The sequence below is a fragment of the Cryobacterium aureum genome (assembly GCF_002954245.1).
Lineage (GTDB): Bacteria > Actinomycetota > Actinomycetes > Actinomycetales > Microbacteriaceae > Cryobacterium > Cryobacterium aureum.
On the sequence record NZ_PPTG01000009.1, the window covers coordinates 166,916 to 182,766 of the forward strand.

Consider the following 15,851-nt stretch of genomic DNA (forward strand, 5'->3'; position numbering starts at 1 on the left):
GCCAGCCCCGCACCCGATGGAGACTCATGGATCTCAGTACTGTGACACGCGTCATCGCCGCACGGCAGCGCAGCGACCTCGGCGCGCTCGGGCCGACCGTGGTGCCGCTGGCCGGCGGATCCGAGCTGTTCGCCGACCCGCGCGCCGACCTCAGGGGCCTCGTCGACCTGCACACCCTGGACTGGCCGGCGCTCACGATCACCGACACCGGCATCGAGATCGGTGCGACCTGCACGCTGGCCGAGCTCTCGCGGCTGCCGATGCAGGCGGGGTGGGCGGCGCATCCGCTGATCTATCAGTGCTGTACAGCCCTGTTCGGCTCGTTCAAGGTATGGAATGTCGCGACGGTCGGCGGCAACCTGGCAACCTCTCTTCCGGCCGGGCCGATGATCACCCTCGCGGTCGCACTCGACGCCAAGCTGCTGGTGTGGCGGGCCGGCGGGCGCGATGAGGTCGTGCCGGCCCGATTGTTCGTCACCGGCAATATGACCAATGTGCTCGCGCCGGGCGATGTGCTGCGCTCCATCCACGTGCCGTTGGCCTCGCTGCGGGCGCGAACGGCGTACCGCACGATCGCGCTGTCGCCGCTCGGGCGGTCTGGCGCGGTGCTGGCCGGGCGGCTTGACGTTGATACTGACGGCCTAGACGGTGCCTTCGTGCTCACGGTCACAGCCGCGACGTTGCGCCCGGTGCAGTTGCGCTACCCGCAGGTGCCCACCGCCGCCGACCTCGCCCGCGATATCGCAGCGATCGACTGCTGGTTCACGGATGCCCACGGTGCCGCCGACTGGCGCCGTGCCATGGGCCTGCTGCTCGGCGAAGAGATCCGCGCTGAACTCGCCGGTCTGGGAAGCCGCTCATGACGCTGGAACAGGCCGTGATTCGGGGTACCGTCACCTTCGAGGTCAACGGAACCCCGGTCGAGGCAACGCCGACACCCGGCCAGTGCCTGCGCACCCTGCTGCGCGAGCACGAGCACTTCGAGGTGAAGAAAGGCTGCGACACCGGCGATTGCGGCGCCTGCACGGTGCAGGTCGACGGCACGCCGGTGCACTCCTGCATCTACCCGGCGTTTCGGGCGGAGGGAAAACAGATCACGACCGCAGCCGGCCTCGGTCAGCCCGGTGCCCTCGCCCCGGTACAGCAGCGTTTCCTCGACGCGGCGGGCTTTCAGTGTGGCTTCTGCACGCCCGGCATGGTCGTCACCGCTGCGGCGATCGAAGCGGATGCTGCCCTCACCGTCGACGAGTTGCCCCGCTTGCTGAAGGGCAACCTCTGCCGCTGCACCGGATACCGCTCGATCACCGACGCGATCGTCGGCCAGCACACCCCGCCGGAAGACTCCTGCCATGTCGCGCCGGGACGCGAACACGCAGAAACCTCCACGCTCGGGCCGGTGCGTGCGACCGGCCGAGCCGGCGCAGTCGGCACCTCCCCCGGGGCACTCAACGGCGAGCGCGTGGTCAGCGGGCAGGAGCCGTATACCCTCGACGTCGCCATCCCCGGGCTGCTTCACCTCGCTGTACTGGGCAGTCCGCACGCGCACGCGCGCATCCGTTCCCTCGAGGCCACCAGAGCGGCCGCGCTGCCGGGCGTGCACCGCGTGCTCACCCATGCCGACTCCCCCGCGACGCTGTTTTCGACGGCGCGGCACGAGAGCCGGTTCGACGACCCAGACGACACCCTGGTGTTTGACCAAACCCTGCGCTTTCGCGGGCAGCGGGTCGCGGCCGTCGTGGCCGAATCGGTGGCCATTGCCGAGGCCGCGTGCCGACTGATCGAGGTGGAGTACGAGCTGCTCGCAGCCGTCTTCGACCCGTGCCTGGCTCTCGAACCCGGCGCCCCGCTCGTGCACGGCGACAAAGATCCGGTCGTGTCGCGCCTGGCCGACCCCGATCGCAACCTCGTCGCCGAGTTGCACGGGGAATACGGCAACGTCGAGGCCGGTCTCGCCAGCGCGACCGTCGTGGTCTCCGGCCGCTGGCAGACCCAGCGCATCTCACACACCCACCTCGAAACCCACGCCACGATCGGCTGGGTCGAGCGGGGCCGGCTGAACCTGCGCACGAGCTCGCAGGTTCCGTTTCTGGTGCAGAAAGAGATCTGCCGCCTGTTCGACCTCGACCCGGCCGGGGTGCGCGTCTTCACCGCCCGGGTCGGCGGCGGCTTCGGCGGCAAGCAGGAGCTGCTCACCGAAGACCTCGTCACCCTCGCCGTGCTGAAAACCGGCCGGCCAGTGCAGTACGAATTCACCCGTACCGACGAGCTCACCGTCGCCCCGCTGCGTCACCCCATGACGCTCGACGTGACCCTCGGTGCCACGGCCGATGGCCGCCTCACCGCCCTGAAACTCGGCGTGCTCGCCGACACCGGCGCCTACGGCAACCACGGCCCCGGCGTGATATTCCACGGCGCGAGCGAATCCGTCGCGCTCTACAACGTGCCCAACAAACAAGTGGATGCCCAGAGCGTCTACACGAATAATCCCCCGTCGGGCGCCTTCCGCGGCTACGGTCTCGGCCAGATCATCTTCGCGATCGAATGCGCCCTCGACGAACTGGCCCGCGAACTCGGCGTGGACCCGTTCGCACTGCGCCGATTGAACTCAGTACAACCCGGCGACCCGCTCGTCGTCACCCACGAGGAAGGCCCCGACCTGATCTTCGGCAGTTACGGCCTCGACCAGTGCCTCGACCTGGCCGAGGCTGCGCTGAAGCGTGGCAATCGGGCCGTCGTTCCGACCGGGCCCCAGTGGAAGGTCGGCACCGGCATGGCGTCGTCGATGATCGCGACGACACCGCCGCGGGGTCACCGCTCGCAGGCATCCGTTCAACTGATGTCTGGCGGCCGCTACCTGGTGCGCGTCGGCACCACTGAATTCGGCAACGGCACCACGACCGTGCACGCTCAGATCGCCGCGACGGCGCTCGGCACCACCCTGGACCGCATCGACCTGCTGCACTCCGACACGGATGCCGCCGGCTACGACTCCGGTGCGTTCGGCTCGGCCGGTGTGGTCGTGGCCGGCAAGGCTGTGCTCGCTGCGGCGACCGCGCTGGCCGAGACGCTCGATGCAGCCGCAGCGTCGCGCAGCGGGTCGCTCGACGTGACCTGGCAGCTCGAACGCGATGGGCTGCGCGCGGCCGGCACTGTCGTCTCCCTCGACGACCTCGCAGCCTGGGCCGCCGCCAACGACGTCGACCTCACCGCCACGCGGCGCGAGGACGGCGCGCTGCGCTCCCTCGCCTTCAACGTGCAGGCCTTTCGGGTCGCGGTGAATACCGACACCGGCGAGGTACGCATTCTGCAGTCGATCCAGGCTGCGGATGCCGGCTTCGTCATGAACCCAGAGCAGTGCCGCGGGCAGATCGAGGGCGGGGTCGCCCAGGCGCTCGGCACAGCCCTGTTCGAGGAAGTCGTGCTCGACGGCGCGGGAGCGGTGACGACGCGGGTGCTGCGCAACTACCACGTGCCCCAGCTCGTGGATCTGCCGGTCACCGAGGTCTACTTTGCGCAGAGCCACGACGTGCTCGGGCCCTACGGCGCGAAGTCGATGAGCGAGTCGACCTATAACCCCGTCGCCCCAGCGCTGGCCAATGCGGTGCGCGACGCGATCGGCATCCGTCCCACCGAGTTGCCGATGTCGCGCGACCGCATCTGGCGCCTGCTGCACGGCTGAGCGGATACCGCCGCGCGGCTCGCACAGCGCGGCTCGCGCGCGGATGCTCCGCGAGGGCCTCATCCACCTCCGCCAGCAACAACGGGGTCGCGGCCCGTCGTGCGGCGTCGAGGAGATCGCTCGCTTCAGCGTAGGGCGCGCCGGCCGCGACTTGCCAGGGCCAGCGTTCGACTTTCGACCGTTTGCCATCGTGGGCCTGGAAATCGAACGAGTACGACCTTCCGGACTCGATCTCGCCCACATTGGCATCCAGAGTCCAGCGGAATGTGACAACCCGATCCGCGTTATTTCGCTCCCGACCCCGGAGGTGTTTTCACTCGATGCTCGCGGTGATCTTCGACGTCTGGTTCCGCCCGCAAGGCGTCGGCGATCTCTTCCTCCGGACGCGGCGCGATGGTCTGGTCGACCTCGAGCTCGGGGATGGACGGCTCGTCCGGGCCGGGAATGTGCTTCTGAGGTGAATCCTCGAAGTGGCGAGACACGGCGAATCCTTCGGTCGGTAACATCTACAGCGTATGCGGTTTTACGCCCGAGTAGCCAAGTTTCGCGCACATCGCTACCGCTGCTACAAGCCTGTGCCACAGGCGACTCCCACCTATTGAACGGTGGTCCTGCGTAAGTACGTGGCGGTGACGGATTCATTCCGGAGACCGCTCGACCTAAAGCAACGGCTGCGAGCGCCCGGATTCGAGCATAGGTGCCGGGCTAACAGGATTTGAACCTGCGACCCCCTGCAACGTTCTAGCCTTATTTCGGGTTGTGCCGAATACCACCGAAAACTCGCGGATTCCCTTGTGTTTACCGGAAACCGGCGGGCCGGAGCGGCAGCGTGCCGACCCTCAGAGCTGATCGTGTCGATGGTCACGTCCTCCCCCGAGTCGACGGTGATCACACCCACGTCATGGCAGACGGCTCCAGAGCACGGTAGTGATTGTGGCCGGCAAATAATGCGCAGAACGGATGCTGCCGGTCCCAGCCTGCGAGACCGCCGGCGTGAGGGGCTGCGGCTGAACAATCTGAACGGACATCGAGGCACCGTCCGAGCAGGGATTGGGCTTTGGTCGAGTGTATCGGCCCGTGCGCGCCGTCGTGACCCTGACGTTGTCGCGGCCGTGCGCATCCGCTCGCCGAACCGTGAGTTTGGGGCCGAAAATGCCGCCGCAATCGGGGCTGAGGCTCACGGCTCGGCGCTCGCAACTCACGGCTCGGCGGAGTCACGCGCGCGAACCCTCCGCCAATCACGGCCCAAGAACCCTACGATGGCAGACATGCAGATGCCGCCTCCGCACATACCGCCCGCGAGCATCCCACTGCCCGCCGGCACGGCCCGAATCGGCGGACTCGTGCTTGCCGCTGGTGCTGGCTCCCGCTATGGCATGCCCAAGGCACTCGTGCACGATGCCGCTGGCCGGTCCTGGTTGCAGAGCGCCGTCGACGTGCTGGTCGCCGCCGGTTGTTCCCCGGTCATCGTCGTGCTCGGCGCCAGCGGGGCACACGCCGCAGCGCTGCTCACAACGGGTGATGATGATCCGGCCTCAAGCACTGGGGCGCCAGCCGTGAGCGCGGCGGCCCGCGGCGCTCGCCAGCACAGCGCGGCCCGGCCGATGGCATCCGTTCTAATCGTGCAGGCCACCGACTGGGCCGAAGGGCTCTCGGCCTCCCTGCGCGCCGGCCTGCACTGCGCCCTGGAACAACCCGACCTCGTCGCTGTCGCGGTCATTCCCGTGGACGTGCCCGATCTCAACGCGGCAACCGTTGCCCGCGTGATTGGCAGGACCAACGAAACGACGGATGCGCCCAGCTCGGCCGCCGCGTCGGCCGACACACTGCGTCAGGCCCGATTTGCCGGCGAGCCGGGGCATCCCGTGGTGATCGGTCGGACGCACTGGGCGCCCCTCCTCGATAGTCTCGCTGGCGATACCGGCGCGCGGCCCTATCTACGAGCGCACGACGTCACAGCCGTCGAGTGCGGCGACCTCGGCACCGGGGCCGACGTCGACCGGCCCGACTAACCTCCGGGCCCATCGTCGGACCGTGGGCTCAACGAGACGGCGCTTGAGCTACCCCCGCGCCGACACCCGGCTCAGTGCCGCGTAGGCACGCGACGCGCCCGGCTGCAGGGTCAGCGAGACCGCGAGGGCGTCGAGGCGGGCTCGCGGCTCGCCGGTGAGGCGCAGCATCCGCTCACAGGAGTCGCGCAGCGCGAGAACGGTTGCGGTATTGGGGGGCAGTGAGGTGCCGAAGCCCGCCGCGTCGAGCGCGGCCGCACCGGCAAACTGATCGGTGGAGAACGGCAGTACGACGAGCGGCACGCCAGCCGTCATCGCTTCGGTGACCGAATTGTTGCCCCCGTGCGTCACAGCGAGGGCGGCCTCCTGAAGCAGGCGAACCTGGGGCAGAAACCCGCGTACTAGCCACGACTGCGGAATGGGTCCCAGTTCGGCGGGGTCGGTCGCCCCGACGGCGATGGCGACCCGCACCGGGAGGGCGCCCAAGGCCGCCGCGACGCGCGCGAGCACATCACCGCGTACCGAGAGAAAACTTCCGAAACTGACGTAGACGACGGGCAGAGTATCGGCCGCCAGCCAGGCTTCGACCTCGGGATCGACGGCCTCTGCGCGTACCGCCGAGCCAAGAAACAGGTGCGGCGGAAGCTCATCGGTGCGCGCCGACGCGTGCAATTCGCCCGGATAGTTGAGCAGCAGCAGATCCCCGCACTCCTGAAAGGCATCGAGGGTTGGTGCCGCGGACGGATCGAGTTCACAAAGTGCGTCGTTCCACTGGGCGGTGAACGAGTCGCGCACGGCCTCGCACTGCAGCTCGAGCATGACCAACTCGGCTGGTTCGGGTGAGAACACGGCGGGCCAGGCCGGCGGGTAGCCGTAAACCTCAGTGCCCACAGGCAGGGCCGACGGATGCCCGAGCACCACGTCGGCGTGCAGCACGCCAGCGCTTAGCAAACCAAGCCGTGCGCTGAAGGCCAGGTGGTCGACAATCACCTGGTCGGGCTGCACCCGCTCGACGATGCGCTGTACCTCGCGAGCGATGACGACCGGGTTGTAGAGCAGGTCATTACTACGGGCCTCGGCCTGAAAGCGCAGGGTGTCGACCATGCCGCGGCGGGTGGCGTCGAAGAATCCGCGCAGGGCATCGTCTTCGCCGACGGGCTGCTGTTCGGCCCGGATGGTGCCGGGGTTGGAGCCGCGGCCCAGTTGCAGGTTTTCCCGTTCGAACCCGAATTCGGCGACGATGTCGGCCGTTGCCGGTCCGCTCGCCACCACGACGCGTTCGCCGGCCTGGGCCCACGCGGTGCCGAGCGTCGCGAGGGGGTACAGGTGCGAGGCGTAGTCGGGGCTGATGATCAGGAGGGTCACGAAGCGCTCAATTCCCAGGCGATCGGCTCGGTCGCGACAGCGACGTTGCGGTATACCTCGGTGAGGGTTGACGCCATGGCCTCGATCGTGAAATTGTTTGCGACCATGTTGCGGGCACGTGACGCGTTGGTGCCTCCATTCGCTCCCGCTGCGAGGTTCAGGGCATCGGCGATAGAACGCGCGACAGCGCCGCCGTCACCGGTGTCGACGAGAAACCCGGTCACGCCGTGCTCGACGTAGGTGGCCGGTCCGCCGCCGTTCGGGGCGACCACCGTGAGCCCGGTGGCCATCGCCTCGAGCAGCGCGATGCCGAACTCCTCTTTCATACTCGCGCAGACGTACACTCCGAACGGCGCCGCGAGGCCCGGCCGACCGTAGCGGGCGGCGGCGAGCCAGCGCGTGACGGTGTCGTTGGCGCGGTGTCCGGCCAGTAGCAGGCCCCGAGCGGAAGCCACGCCAGCCACTGCGGCTTGCATGCGCTGCAGCTCGACACCCTCATCCCGTGACGGATGCTCCAAATCGCCACCCACAATCAGCAGATTCGAACGGTTCTGCAGCGTCGCGTCACCGCTCCACGCCTCGACCAGCGCGGCCATGCCCTTGACCCGGTGCAGGCGGCCGACGCTTATCAGTAGGGGCAGGCCACGCCGCTCTGGGGGGAGGGTGCCGAGCAGGCCGTCGAGCTGGTTGAAGGCGACGGCGGCCGGTTCGACGGCGGCCTGGGCGTGCGCGGCCCGGGAGACCAGCAGGCTGCCGCCGGTCAGGCCGAGCGAGCCGAGAGCATCCGTTCGCGAACGGTCGATCACCGCGAGGTCGATGCCCTCGGGAATGACCGAGTGCCGTTCCGGGTGCGTGTCGATGTCGATGCCGATCAACCGCTCGATGTCCTGCTGCAGTTGCGGTCGCGGGAACAGCACGGTGTGGGCGGCATCCGCGGCGAGCCGCTGCACGAGGCGGGCGCGAAACCAGAAGTGTTCGACCGCGTCGACGATGCCAAAGTTCGCCCGGGTGAGTGCGCCGCTCGATTCGAGGGAGTCGATCACCCCGTGCGGGTCGGGTGCCACGGTGAACACCACCGGAATGTCAAGTTCGCGGGCGACCGTGGCCGCAGCGAGGCTGCCGACGTCGGCCATTCGCAGGTGAATCGCGTCGACCGTGCCGGCCGAGCGGAGAATTCGGCGAATGCCGCGTTGCGCGGCGACCCGCCGGGGCCAGGCGTCGATTGACGGTACAGCGCCGCCGACGAATGGGACCGCCGCGAAGGAGTGCCCGCGCCGTGACGCCCCGACGTCGGCCAGGCCGTTGAGCGCTGATTCGTGTGTGCCGCGGGACATGGTGATCACGCGGTCCACTCGGCCTTCGCGGCTGGCGCTGAAATGGCTGCCGACAAACGGCGCACGCAAAGCGGATGCCGCGGCGCTCTCCGCTCCGCCGCCCGGCGGAACCGCAGGCCCGGCAACGAGGGCGTCACCGAGACGCACCAACAGGGTGGCGATGCCACCGTTGTCGCCAGCGCCCACCTGGGATAGTTCGCCGTCGATGTTCGCGTGCAGAAAGAGTTGTGCGATCGTGGCGCCCTGGCTCCACTTCGGGCGCGGTTCGGCCGTCACCGTGAGGTCGAACAGGGCCAGCCGGGCAACGGCCGCGAGTTCGCTCGCATCATCGGCAGCTGCGTAGTCCTGCGAGAGAGCGCTCAGCAACCCGAGCACGACTTCGTTCGGGGCACGGTCACCGAGGCCGGCAATTGCGGCGGCACGAGCGCTCAGGCTCTCGGCAGTGTCGGTGGCGACCCGGCGCAGCAGGCGTTCGGGAACGCGGCCGGGAATTAGGCCGATGGTCTCGATGAGGCGGGCACGGGCATCCGTTTCAGAGATGCCGAGCAGCGAACCCTCCAGCAGCAGGGCCACCTGGTCCGCAGCCGAAGAGCCCCACTGTTCCAGGGTGCGCTGGGCGAGCATGCCGGAGAAGCCGCCCTGCCGAACCAGGGTGACCAGCCCGGCGATCGCGTCGTAGCGCGGCAGCCGGGTGCCGAAGGCCCAGGCGGCATGCTCGCGCAGAAAGGCGGAGTCGTGGTACAGGAGGGCCACCAGCACTTCATCGGCAGAGTCGTCGAAGACCTGAGCGAGGGCGTGCACGGCGGCGATAGCGGTGAGCTGGTCGCTTGAATCGGTCGCGGCTTGGGCGAGCAGCCGCACAGCCCTGGCGCCCCCATCGCGGCTGGCTGCCACGGTGAGGTCGTCGGCGCGTCGAATTCCCTCGAGCAGCGTTGCGGCGGATCGTTGGTTGTCCAGTGCGGTGTGGGTAGCCATTAGCTGCTCCTTTTCGTGAAACTCCGCGGATCAATCGTGGCAATTCGGGGTTGCCACGAGTGAACATGGGTGGATTTTGACACTTCCAGGTCGAGAAACGGTGAGGATCCCAAACACGAAAGCGCATAAATCACGAATAGCTAGCTGAGCTAGCTAATTCCCCATTCGCCATCATTGCATGAATGAGGCTGACATACTGCCCTGATCCCTGCCGAGCACGCAATACGCCAAATAGAGCCACGCCCCAGTGAGTGGGGCGTGGCTCTATCTGTTTACGTCAGCACAGGCGGGGTTTAGCCGAACAGGGCCGCCACCTTCGCGAGTGTCTGAGAAATGCCGAAGGCCAGCGGGATCCCCACCAGCGCCCAAGCCACGATGACTTTCAGAACCTTCATGCCTGCGCCTTCCTTGCTTTTGCACCGACGAGCGGCTTTTCGGGTTCGTGAAAGTCGGTGTGAACCGGTCGCACGAAGAGGTTCGCTACAAAGCCGACAACGAGTAGCCCAACCATGGTGAGCAGGGCCGGCTGATAGGCCGCTGCCGTCAACTCACCCGGAGCGCCCTGAGCGTCCAGGAATGAGTTCACAATGAGCGGACCGGCAATACCAGCCGCTGACCAGGCCGTCAGCAGCCGGCCATGGATGGCACCCACCTGAAAGGTTCCGAACAGGTCGCGCAGGTAGGCCGGAGCGGTAGAGAAACCGCCACCGTAGAACGAGATGATGATGAAGGCCAGAAGAACGTAGAGCACCGTGGTGCTGGATCCGACGAGGGCCAGCAACAGGTACAACACCGTGCCGACGCCGAGATACATCATGTAGATGTTCTTACGCCCGGTCTTGTCCGAGGTAGCCGACCACGCGAAACGTCCACCCATGTTGCCCAGTGACAACAAGCCGACAAAACCGCCGGCAACGGTCGCGGAGACCAGCGAGTTGCCGTCATTCTGCCGGAAGAAGTCCTGAATCATCGGTGCGGCCTGCTCAAGAATACCGATACCGGCCGTGACGTTGCAGAACAAGACGACCCAGAGCAGCCAGAACTGACGCGTTCTAATGGCATTCTTGGCCGAAACGTGGTTGCTCGTGACGAGGGCCTTCGCCCGCACCTTCGACGGATCGAATCCAGCGGGTACCCAATCGGCGGCCGGAACCTTGATCGTGAATGCGCCGAACATCATGTACGCGAGATAGATCACGGCGAGGGTGAGAAAGAGCTTGCCAACGGCATCACCGCTCGCCACCCAGTTGTCAGTGCCGGAATTGGGATCATAGAAACCGAGCAGCATCGTCGACACCGGGCTCGCGATGAGTGCGCCGCCGCCGAAGCCCATGATGGCCATGCCGGTGGCGAGCCCCGGGCGGTCCGGGAACCACTTGATCAGGGTAGAGACCGGCGAGATGTAGCCAATGCCGAGACCGATACCACCGATGAAGCCGTAGCCGACGTAGACCAGCCATAGCTGATTCGTGAAGATTCCCAGCGAACCGATCAGGAATCCTCCCGACCAGAACAGGGCGGCGACGAACATCGCCTTGCGCGGCCCCTGGGTGTCAACCCAGGTACCCATGATGGCCGCCGACAGGCCGAGCATCACGATGGCGATCGAGAAGATCACCCCGATCTGCACCAGGCTCGCGTCGAAGTGCGCAACGAGAGCGGTCTTATAGACGCTCGTTGCGTAGGCCTGGCCAATGCAGAGGTGCACGGCGAGTGCGGCTGGCGGAATCAGCCACCGGTTGAATCCGGGTGGGGCGATGGTGTGGTCTCGGTCGAGCCAGCTCATGGGGCGTCCTTGCTGCCGTAAGGCGATAGCGACTCTGCTGTGCGTTTCGGTTATCCACGACGGCCGTGAACGAACTCCGCAAACGAATGGGTTGAATGGTCTGCGGACGCAATCCTAGACGATTCCGCGAGGAAATTTTGTTCCAAAATCATTGCCCATTTTTGCAATTCGGGGGAATTCCCCTTTTCAGCAGGGCAGGATGGGTATATGACACGTTCAGCACCTATCGACGACATCAACGAAAATAATCTTGTCGTCACCGCGCCCAAGACCCACGCGGCGGGCGTCGAAGCCGTCGTGGTGGCGCTCGATCGGGGTATCGCCCAAGCTGGTATCGTGCGTACCGCGCGTTCCCTATTGCGCCTCAATCAGCGCGACGGCACCGACTGCCCCGGATGCGCGTGGCCGGAATCCCAGGGACACCGCAAGACCGCTGAATTCTGCGAAAACGGAGCAAAGGCCGTCGCTGAAGAGAGCACGCTGCGCACTGTGACGCCCGAGTTCTGGGCAGAGCATTCCATCGCTGAGCTCGCCACCAAGACCGAATACTGGCTCGGCAACCAAGGCCGTATTACGCACCCCGTTGTCATTCGCCCGGGCGATACGCACTATTCGCAGATCTCCTGGGATGACGCCTTCGAGCTCATCGGTGAGCAGATTCGCGCCACCGTGTCCGAGCGCACCGTCTTCTATACCTCGGGTCGAACCGCCAACGAGTCGGCGTTCATGTATCAATTGTTCGCTAGGTCGATCGGCACCAATAATCTGCCGGACTGCTCCAATATGTGCCACGAGTCGTCTGGATCGGCACTGAACCCCACGATCGGCATCGGAAAAGGCACGGTCTCGCTCGAGGACATTCACCAGGCTGAACTCATTCTGGTGGTCGGCCAGAACCCGGGTACCAACCACCCGCGCATGCTCTCGGCATTGGCCGAGTGCAAGGACAACGGCGGCAAGATTGTGGCCGTCAACCCGCTGCCCGAAGCTGGCTTGTTCAACTTCATGGATCCGCAGACTCCGAAGGGCGTCGTCGGCAAGGGCACCAATCTGGCCGACGAGTTTCTGCAGATCAAGGTCGGGGGTGACCTGGCCCTCTTCCAGGCGCTCGGCCATCTGCTGCTCGAAGAGGAGGCGCGTGTGCCGGGGTCGGTCATCGACCACGAGTTCGTCGCAGCGAACACCGATGGAATCGAGGCCTATCGCGCGGCTCGTTCAGTGATCGATTGGGCCGAGACGAAGAACGCCACCGGCCTGGACCGTGCAGCAATCGAGACGGTGGCGCAACTGCTCATCGCGAGCAAGGCCACCATCATCTGCTGGGCACTCGGGCTGACCCAGCAGCCGCACTCGGTGAACACGCTCAAGGAGATCATCAACCTGCTGCTGCTGCAGGGCAACTTCGGCAAGCCTGGCGCCGGAGCGTGCCCGGTACGCGGCCACTCCAACGTGCAGGGTGACCGCACCATGGGTGTGTGGGAGAAGCCGAAGGAGGGCATGCTCGCCGCCCTCGACGCTGAGTTCGGCATCGTTTCTCCTCGCGAGCACGGTCTCGACTCCGTCGATACGGTGGATGCCTTCGTGCACGACCGCGTCGACGTGTTTGTCTCCATGGGGGGTAACTTCGCCCTGGCCTGCTCCGATACTGAGCTGCTGGAGAAAGCCATGCAGCGTGTCGGTCTCACCGTGCACGTCTCCACTAAACCCAATCGCTCGCACGTGATGCACGGTTTGACGTCGCTCATTCTGCCGACGCTCGGCCGTACAGATACCGATGACAAGCATCCGTCTGGTCGTCAGGTGCTGTCGGTGGAGGACTCCATGTCGGTCGTTCGCACCACTCAGGGTCGCCTCGACCCGGTGTCGGAGCACCTGCTGGCCGAACCGGTGATCATCGCCCGCATGGCCCACGCCACGCTCGGAGACGACCACGCGGTCGATTGGAAGGCGATGGCCGAAGACTACGACGTCATTCGTGACCACATCTCCCGCGTTGTACCCGGCTTCGACGACTTCAATGCCCGGCTCAAGACGAAGAATGGGTTCGTGCTGCCCAACCCGCCGCGCGATACACGCAGCTTTGCCACCGATATTGGTCTGGCCCGGTTCACGGTGAGCCCGATCGAGTACCTGTCGGCGCCGGAGGGTCACTTGATATTGCAGACCATCCGCAGCCACGACCAGTACAACACCACGTTCTACGGGCTCGACGACCGCTACCGCGGCATCAAGAACGGGCGTCGCGTCATCCTCATCCACGAAGACGACGTCACGGAGCTGGGCTTCGCCGACCGCGATATGGTCGATGTGATCAGCACGTATCAGGGCGTTGAGCGTCGGGCCGATACTTTTCGCCTCGTGGTGTATCCCACGCCGAAGGGATGCGCGGCTGCGTATTTTCCGGAGGCGAACGCGCTCATGCACCGCGAGCTCGTTGCCCGCGAGTCGAACACTCCCGGTTACAAGGCCATGACCGTGCGCTTCGTTCGAGCCGGCGCCGCCGCCTAGGCTGAGTTAGGCGGCCTGTTCGTCACGCTGTGCGTCGATGATCCGGTCGCCGCCAGCGTAGATGACCATCGAGTTGCCTCGGAGGAAGCCGACCAGGGTCATGCCAACCTCGGCGGCGAACTCTGCGGCGAGTGACGAGGGTGCAGAGACCGCAGCGAGCACCGGAATGCCCGCCATCAGGGCTTTCTGGGTGAGTTCGAAACTGGCCCTGCTCGAGACCATGAGCACGGTTCCGGTCAGCGGCAGCCTGTTCTCTTTCACCGCCCAGCCGATGACCTTGTCGACGGCGTTGTGCCGGCCGACGTCTTCGCGCAGCACGAGCAGTTCGCCGGTGGCGGCATCGAACAGTCCGGCCGCGTGAATACCGCCGGTCTTCTCGAACACGTTCTGCCCCGCGCGTAGTTTCTCGGGAAAAGTCGTGAGCGATTCGGCAGTCACTTGCACCGGGTCATCCGCAATGGCGAAAGTTGACTTGGTGCGCACGGCGTCGATGCTCTCCTTGCCGCACAGGCCGCAGGAGCTCGTGGTGAGCAGCGACCGTTCGAGGCTCGGGGCGGGCGGAGCGACACCGGCGCCGAGGGTGACGTCGAGCACGTTGTAGGTGTTCACTCCGTCGACCGCGCCGGCACAGTAGCGGGCGGTATTGAAGTCGTCCCCCATGGTGATGACGCCCTCGGAGACGAGAAATCCGGCCGCGAGGTCGATGTCGTTGCCCGGGGTACGCATCGTAACGGCCAGGCGGCGGCCGTTCACGCGAATCTCGAGCGGTTCCTCGACCGCGAGTAGGTCTTCCCCGGCGAGGGCCACGGAGCCGACGGTGAGGCGGGTGATTTTGCGTCGCGCGGTAATTCTGTTCATAGTGAAAGTCTGCCACGGGTCGGCGTAGTTGGAGTGGCATTCATAACCGCGGACTTCTCGTCTCGTGGCGGCCGAACTGCGCCATATTCAAGAGTTAGGGCGGGAATCTCCGCAGTTTCGTCCTGGATCTCAGCCGCCACGCCGTTCAGCCGCCACGCCTTTCAGCCGCCGATGTAGCTCATTTCAATCTTTTTTGCACCGGATGCCCGCAGCTCGCTGGTCTTCGCGCTGCGCAACTGCGAGTACCGGTCGGTGCGCTCGCGCCAAAGGTGCGCCATGACGGTGGAGAGCTCGGCGTCGGAACAACCATCACGCATGAGCGCCCGCAAGTCGTGGCCCTCGGTGGCGAACAGGCAGGTGAACAACTTGCCGTCGGTCGACACGCGGGCCCGGGAGCAGCTCTGGCAGAAGTTCTGGGTGACGCTCGAGATGACGCCGATCTCGCCGCCGCCGTCCTGGTAGCGCCAGCGGCGGGAAGTTTCGCCGCTGTAATTCGGGGCGATCTCTTCGAGCGGCAACTCGGCGTGGATGCGCGCGATGACGTCTTTCGACGGAACGACCGCGCCCATCTCCCAGCCGTTGCTTGAGCCGACGTCCATGAATTCGATGAACCGCAGAATGTACGGAGTGTCCTTGAAATGCCGGGCCATTGCCACGATGTCGTGGTCGTTCTTGCCGCGCTGCACGACCATGTTGACCTTGATCGGGCCGAGCCCGACCGCCTCGGCCACGTCGATACCGTGCAGCACTTTGGCGACCGGAAACTTCACGTCGTTCATAGTGCGAAACGTGATGTCGTCGAGCGAGTCGAGCGACACCGTGACCCGCTTCAGACCGGCATCCTTGAGCGCCTGCGCCTTCACGGCCAGCGCCGACCCGTTCGTGGTGAGCGCGATGTCGATCTCGCGACCGTCGGGAGTGCGCAGCTCGGCCAGCAGGGCGATGAGATCTTCGAGTCCCTTGCGCAGCAGTGGTTCACCACCGGTCAGCCGAATCTTCTCGACTCCGTGCGCGACCGCGATGCGCGCGAGCCGGGTGAGTTCCTCGAAGCTGAGCAGCTCGTCGTGTTCCATGAACGCAAAGTCCCGCCCGAAGATCTCCTTAGGCATGCAGTACACGCAGCGAAAGTTGCAGCGGTCCGTGACGCTCAGACGCAGGTCGTGCAGCGGCCGGTTCATCCGGTCGGTCACGGTGCCGGTTGGGGTTTCGAGGTTCACCGGGATGTCCGCGCGCTCCCGATAGAAGCGCGGAGCTGGTTCTGCAAGGTCGGCGCCGGTCATGTTTCCACCCTAACCCCGCGCCCCCGCCGGAATGGCCCGCCCGCGAGAATTCCCGGG

Annotated in this window: 11 protein-coding genes; 4 read left to right on the forward strand and 7 right to left on the reverse strand. The window is 66.0% G+C overall.

The features are described from left to right. Positions 1-26 precede the first annotated feature (26 nt). Positions 27-863, forward strand: coding sequence for an FAD binding domain-containing protein (locus CJ028_RS03810; protein ID WP_105033947.1), 837 nt, complete (start codon positions 27-29; stop codon positions 861-863). Continuing rightward, complete coding sequence (locus tag CJ028_RS03815; protein WP_105033948.1) at positions 860-3,679, forward strand: molybdopterin-dependent oxidoreductase; 2,820 nt, start codon at positions 860-862, stop codon at positions 3,677-3,679. The genes CJ028_RS03810 and CJ028_RS03815 overlap by 4 nt, the downstream gene beginning before the upstream one ends. Before the next feature lie 284 nt (positions 3,680-3,963). Here the strand turns inward: CJ028_RS03815 and CJ028_RS03820 are convergent, their stop codons facing one another. Continuing rightward, positions 3,964-4,161 (reverse strand): hypothetical protein, encoded by a 198-nt coding sequence (locus tag CJ028_RS03820; protein ID WP_205683928.1) that lies wholly within the window; start codon positions 4,159-4,161, stop codon positions 3,964-3,966. A gap of 777 nt (positions 4,162-4,938) precedes the next feature. Between CJ028_RS03820 and CJ028_RS03825 the strand changes: the two genes are divergently transcribed. After that, entirely contained in the window at positions 4,939-5,691 is a 753-nt protein-coding gene (locus CJ028_RS03825) for a nucleotidyltransferase family protein (protein WP_240607075.1), read from the forward strand. Positions 5,692-5,739: 48 nt separating this feature from the next. Here the strand turns inward: CJ028_RS03825 and CJ028_RS03830 are convergent, their stop codons facing one another. The 4 genes from CJ028_RS03830 to CJ028_RS03840 all read right to left on the reverse strand — a co-directional run bounded on the left by CJ028_RS03830 (position 5,740) and on the right by CJ028_RS03840 (position 11,148). Further along, positions 5,740-7,053, reverse strand: a complete 1,314-nt coding sequence (locus CJ028_RS03830; RefSeq protein WP_105033949.1) for a glycosyltransferase — start codon at positions 7,051-7,053, stop codon at positions 5,740-5,742. Then, positions 7,050-9,362 (reverse strand): glycosyltransferase, encoded by a 2,313-nt coding sequence (locus CJ028_RS03835; protein WP_105033950.1) that lies wholly within the window; start codon positions 9,360-9,362, stop codon positions 7,050-7,052. The genes CJ028_RS03830 and CJ028_RS03835 overlap by 4 nt, the downstream gene beginning before the upstream one ends. A gap of 293 nt (positions 9,363-9,655) precedes the next feature. Further along, positions 9,656-9,757, reverse strand: coding sequence for an MFS transporter small subunit (locus CJ028_RS22040; protein ID WP_439099025.1), 102 nt, complete (start codon positions 9,755-9,757; stop codon positions 9,656-9,658). Beyond that, positions 9,754-11,148: an OFA family MFS transporter gene (locus CJ028_RS03840; protein ID WP_105033951.1), complete on the reverse strand. Its 1,395-nt coding sequence runs from the start codon at positions 11,146-11,148 to the stop codon at positions 9,754-9,756. Before CJ028_RS03840 ends, CJ028_RS22040 begins: the two co-directional genes overlap by 4 nt. Before the next feature lie 207 nt (positions 11,149-11,355). Between CJ028_RS03840 and CJ028_RS03845 the strand changes: the two genes are divergently transcribed. After that, on the forward strand, positions 11,356-13,656 hold the full coding sequence (locus CJ028_RS03845; protein ID WP_105033952.1) for an FdhF/YdeP family oxidoreductase: 2,301 nt from the start codon (positions 11,356-11,358) through the stop codon (positions 13,654-13,656). Between the two features lie 6 nt (positions 13,657-13,662). Here CJ028_RS03845 and fdhD read toward each other — a convergent pair whose 3' ends face one another. Both fdhD and moaA read right to left on the reverse strand, forming a co-directional pair. Next, on the reverse strand, positions 13,663-14,514 hold the full coding sequence (fdhD, locus tag CJ028_RS03850; RefSeq protein WP_105033953.1) for a formate dehydrogenase accessory sulfurtransferase FdhD: 852 nt from the start codon (positions 14,512-14,514) through the stop codon (positions 13,663-13,665). A gap of 161 nt (positions 14,515-14,675) precedes the next feature. Beyond that, on the reverse strand, positions 14,676-15,794 hold the full coding sequence (gene moaA, locus CJ028_RS03855) for a GTP 3',8-cyclase MoaA (protein ID WP_105033954.1): 1,119 nt from the start codon (positions 15,792-15,794) through the stop codon (positions 14,676-14,678). Positions 15,795-15,851: the final 57 nt, after the last annotated feature.

What these genes read in the sequence shown, in the direction of transcription:
- CJ028_RS03810 (WP_105033947.1), top strand. Translation starts at nt 27, where the DNA reads ATGGATCTCAGTACTGTGACACGCGTCATCGCCGCACGGCAGCGCAGC.
- CJ028_RS03815 (WP_105033948.1), top strand. Translation starts at nt 860, where the DNA reads ATGACGCTGGAACAGGCCGTGATTCGGGGTACCGTCACCTTCGAGGTC.
- CJ028_RS03825 (WP_240607075.1), top strand. Translation starts at nt 4,939, where the DNA reads ATGGCAGACATGCAGATGCCGCCTCCGCACATACCGCCCGCGAGCATC.
- CJ028_RS03835 (WP_105033950.1), bottom strand. Translation starts at nt 9,362, where the DNA reads ATGGCTACCCACACCGCACTGGACAACCAACGATCCGCCGCAACGCTG.
- CJ028_RS22040 (WP_439099025.1), bottom strand. Translation starts at nt 9,757, where the DNA reads ATGAAGGTTCTGAAAGTCATCGTGGCTTGGGCGCTGGTGGGGATCCCG.
- CJ028_RS03840 (WP_105033951.1), bottom strand. Translation starts at nt 11,148, where the DNA reads ATGAGCTGGCTCGACCGAGACCACACCATCGCCCCACCCGGATTCAAC.
- CJ028_RS03845 (WP_105033952.1), top strand. Translation starts at nt 11,356, where the DNA reads ATGACACGTTCAGCACCTATCGACGACATCAACGAAAATAATCTTGTC.
- fdhD (WP_105033953.1), bottom strand. Translation starts at nt 14,514, where the DNA reads ATGAACAGAATTACCGCGCGACGCAAAATCACCCGCCTCACCGTCGGC.
- moaA (WP_105033954.1), bottom strand. Translation starts at nt 15,794, where the DNA reads ATGACCGGCGCCGACCTTGCAGAACCAGCTCCGCGCTTCTATCGGGAG.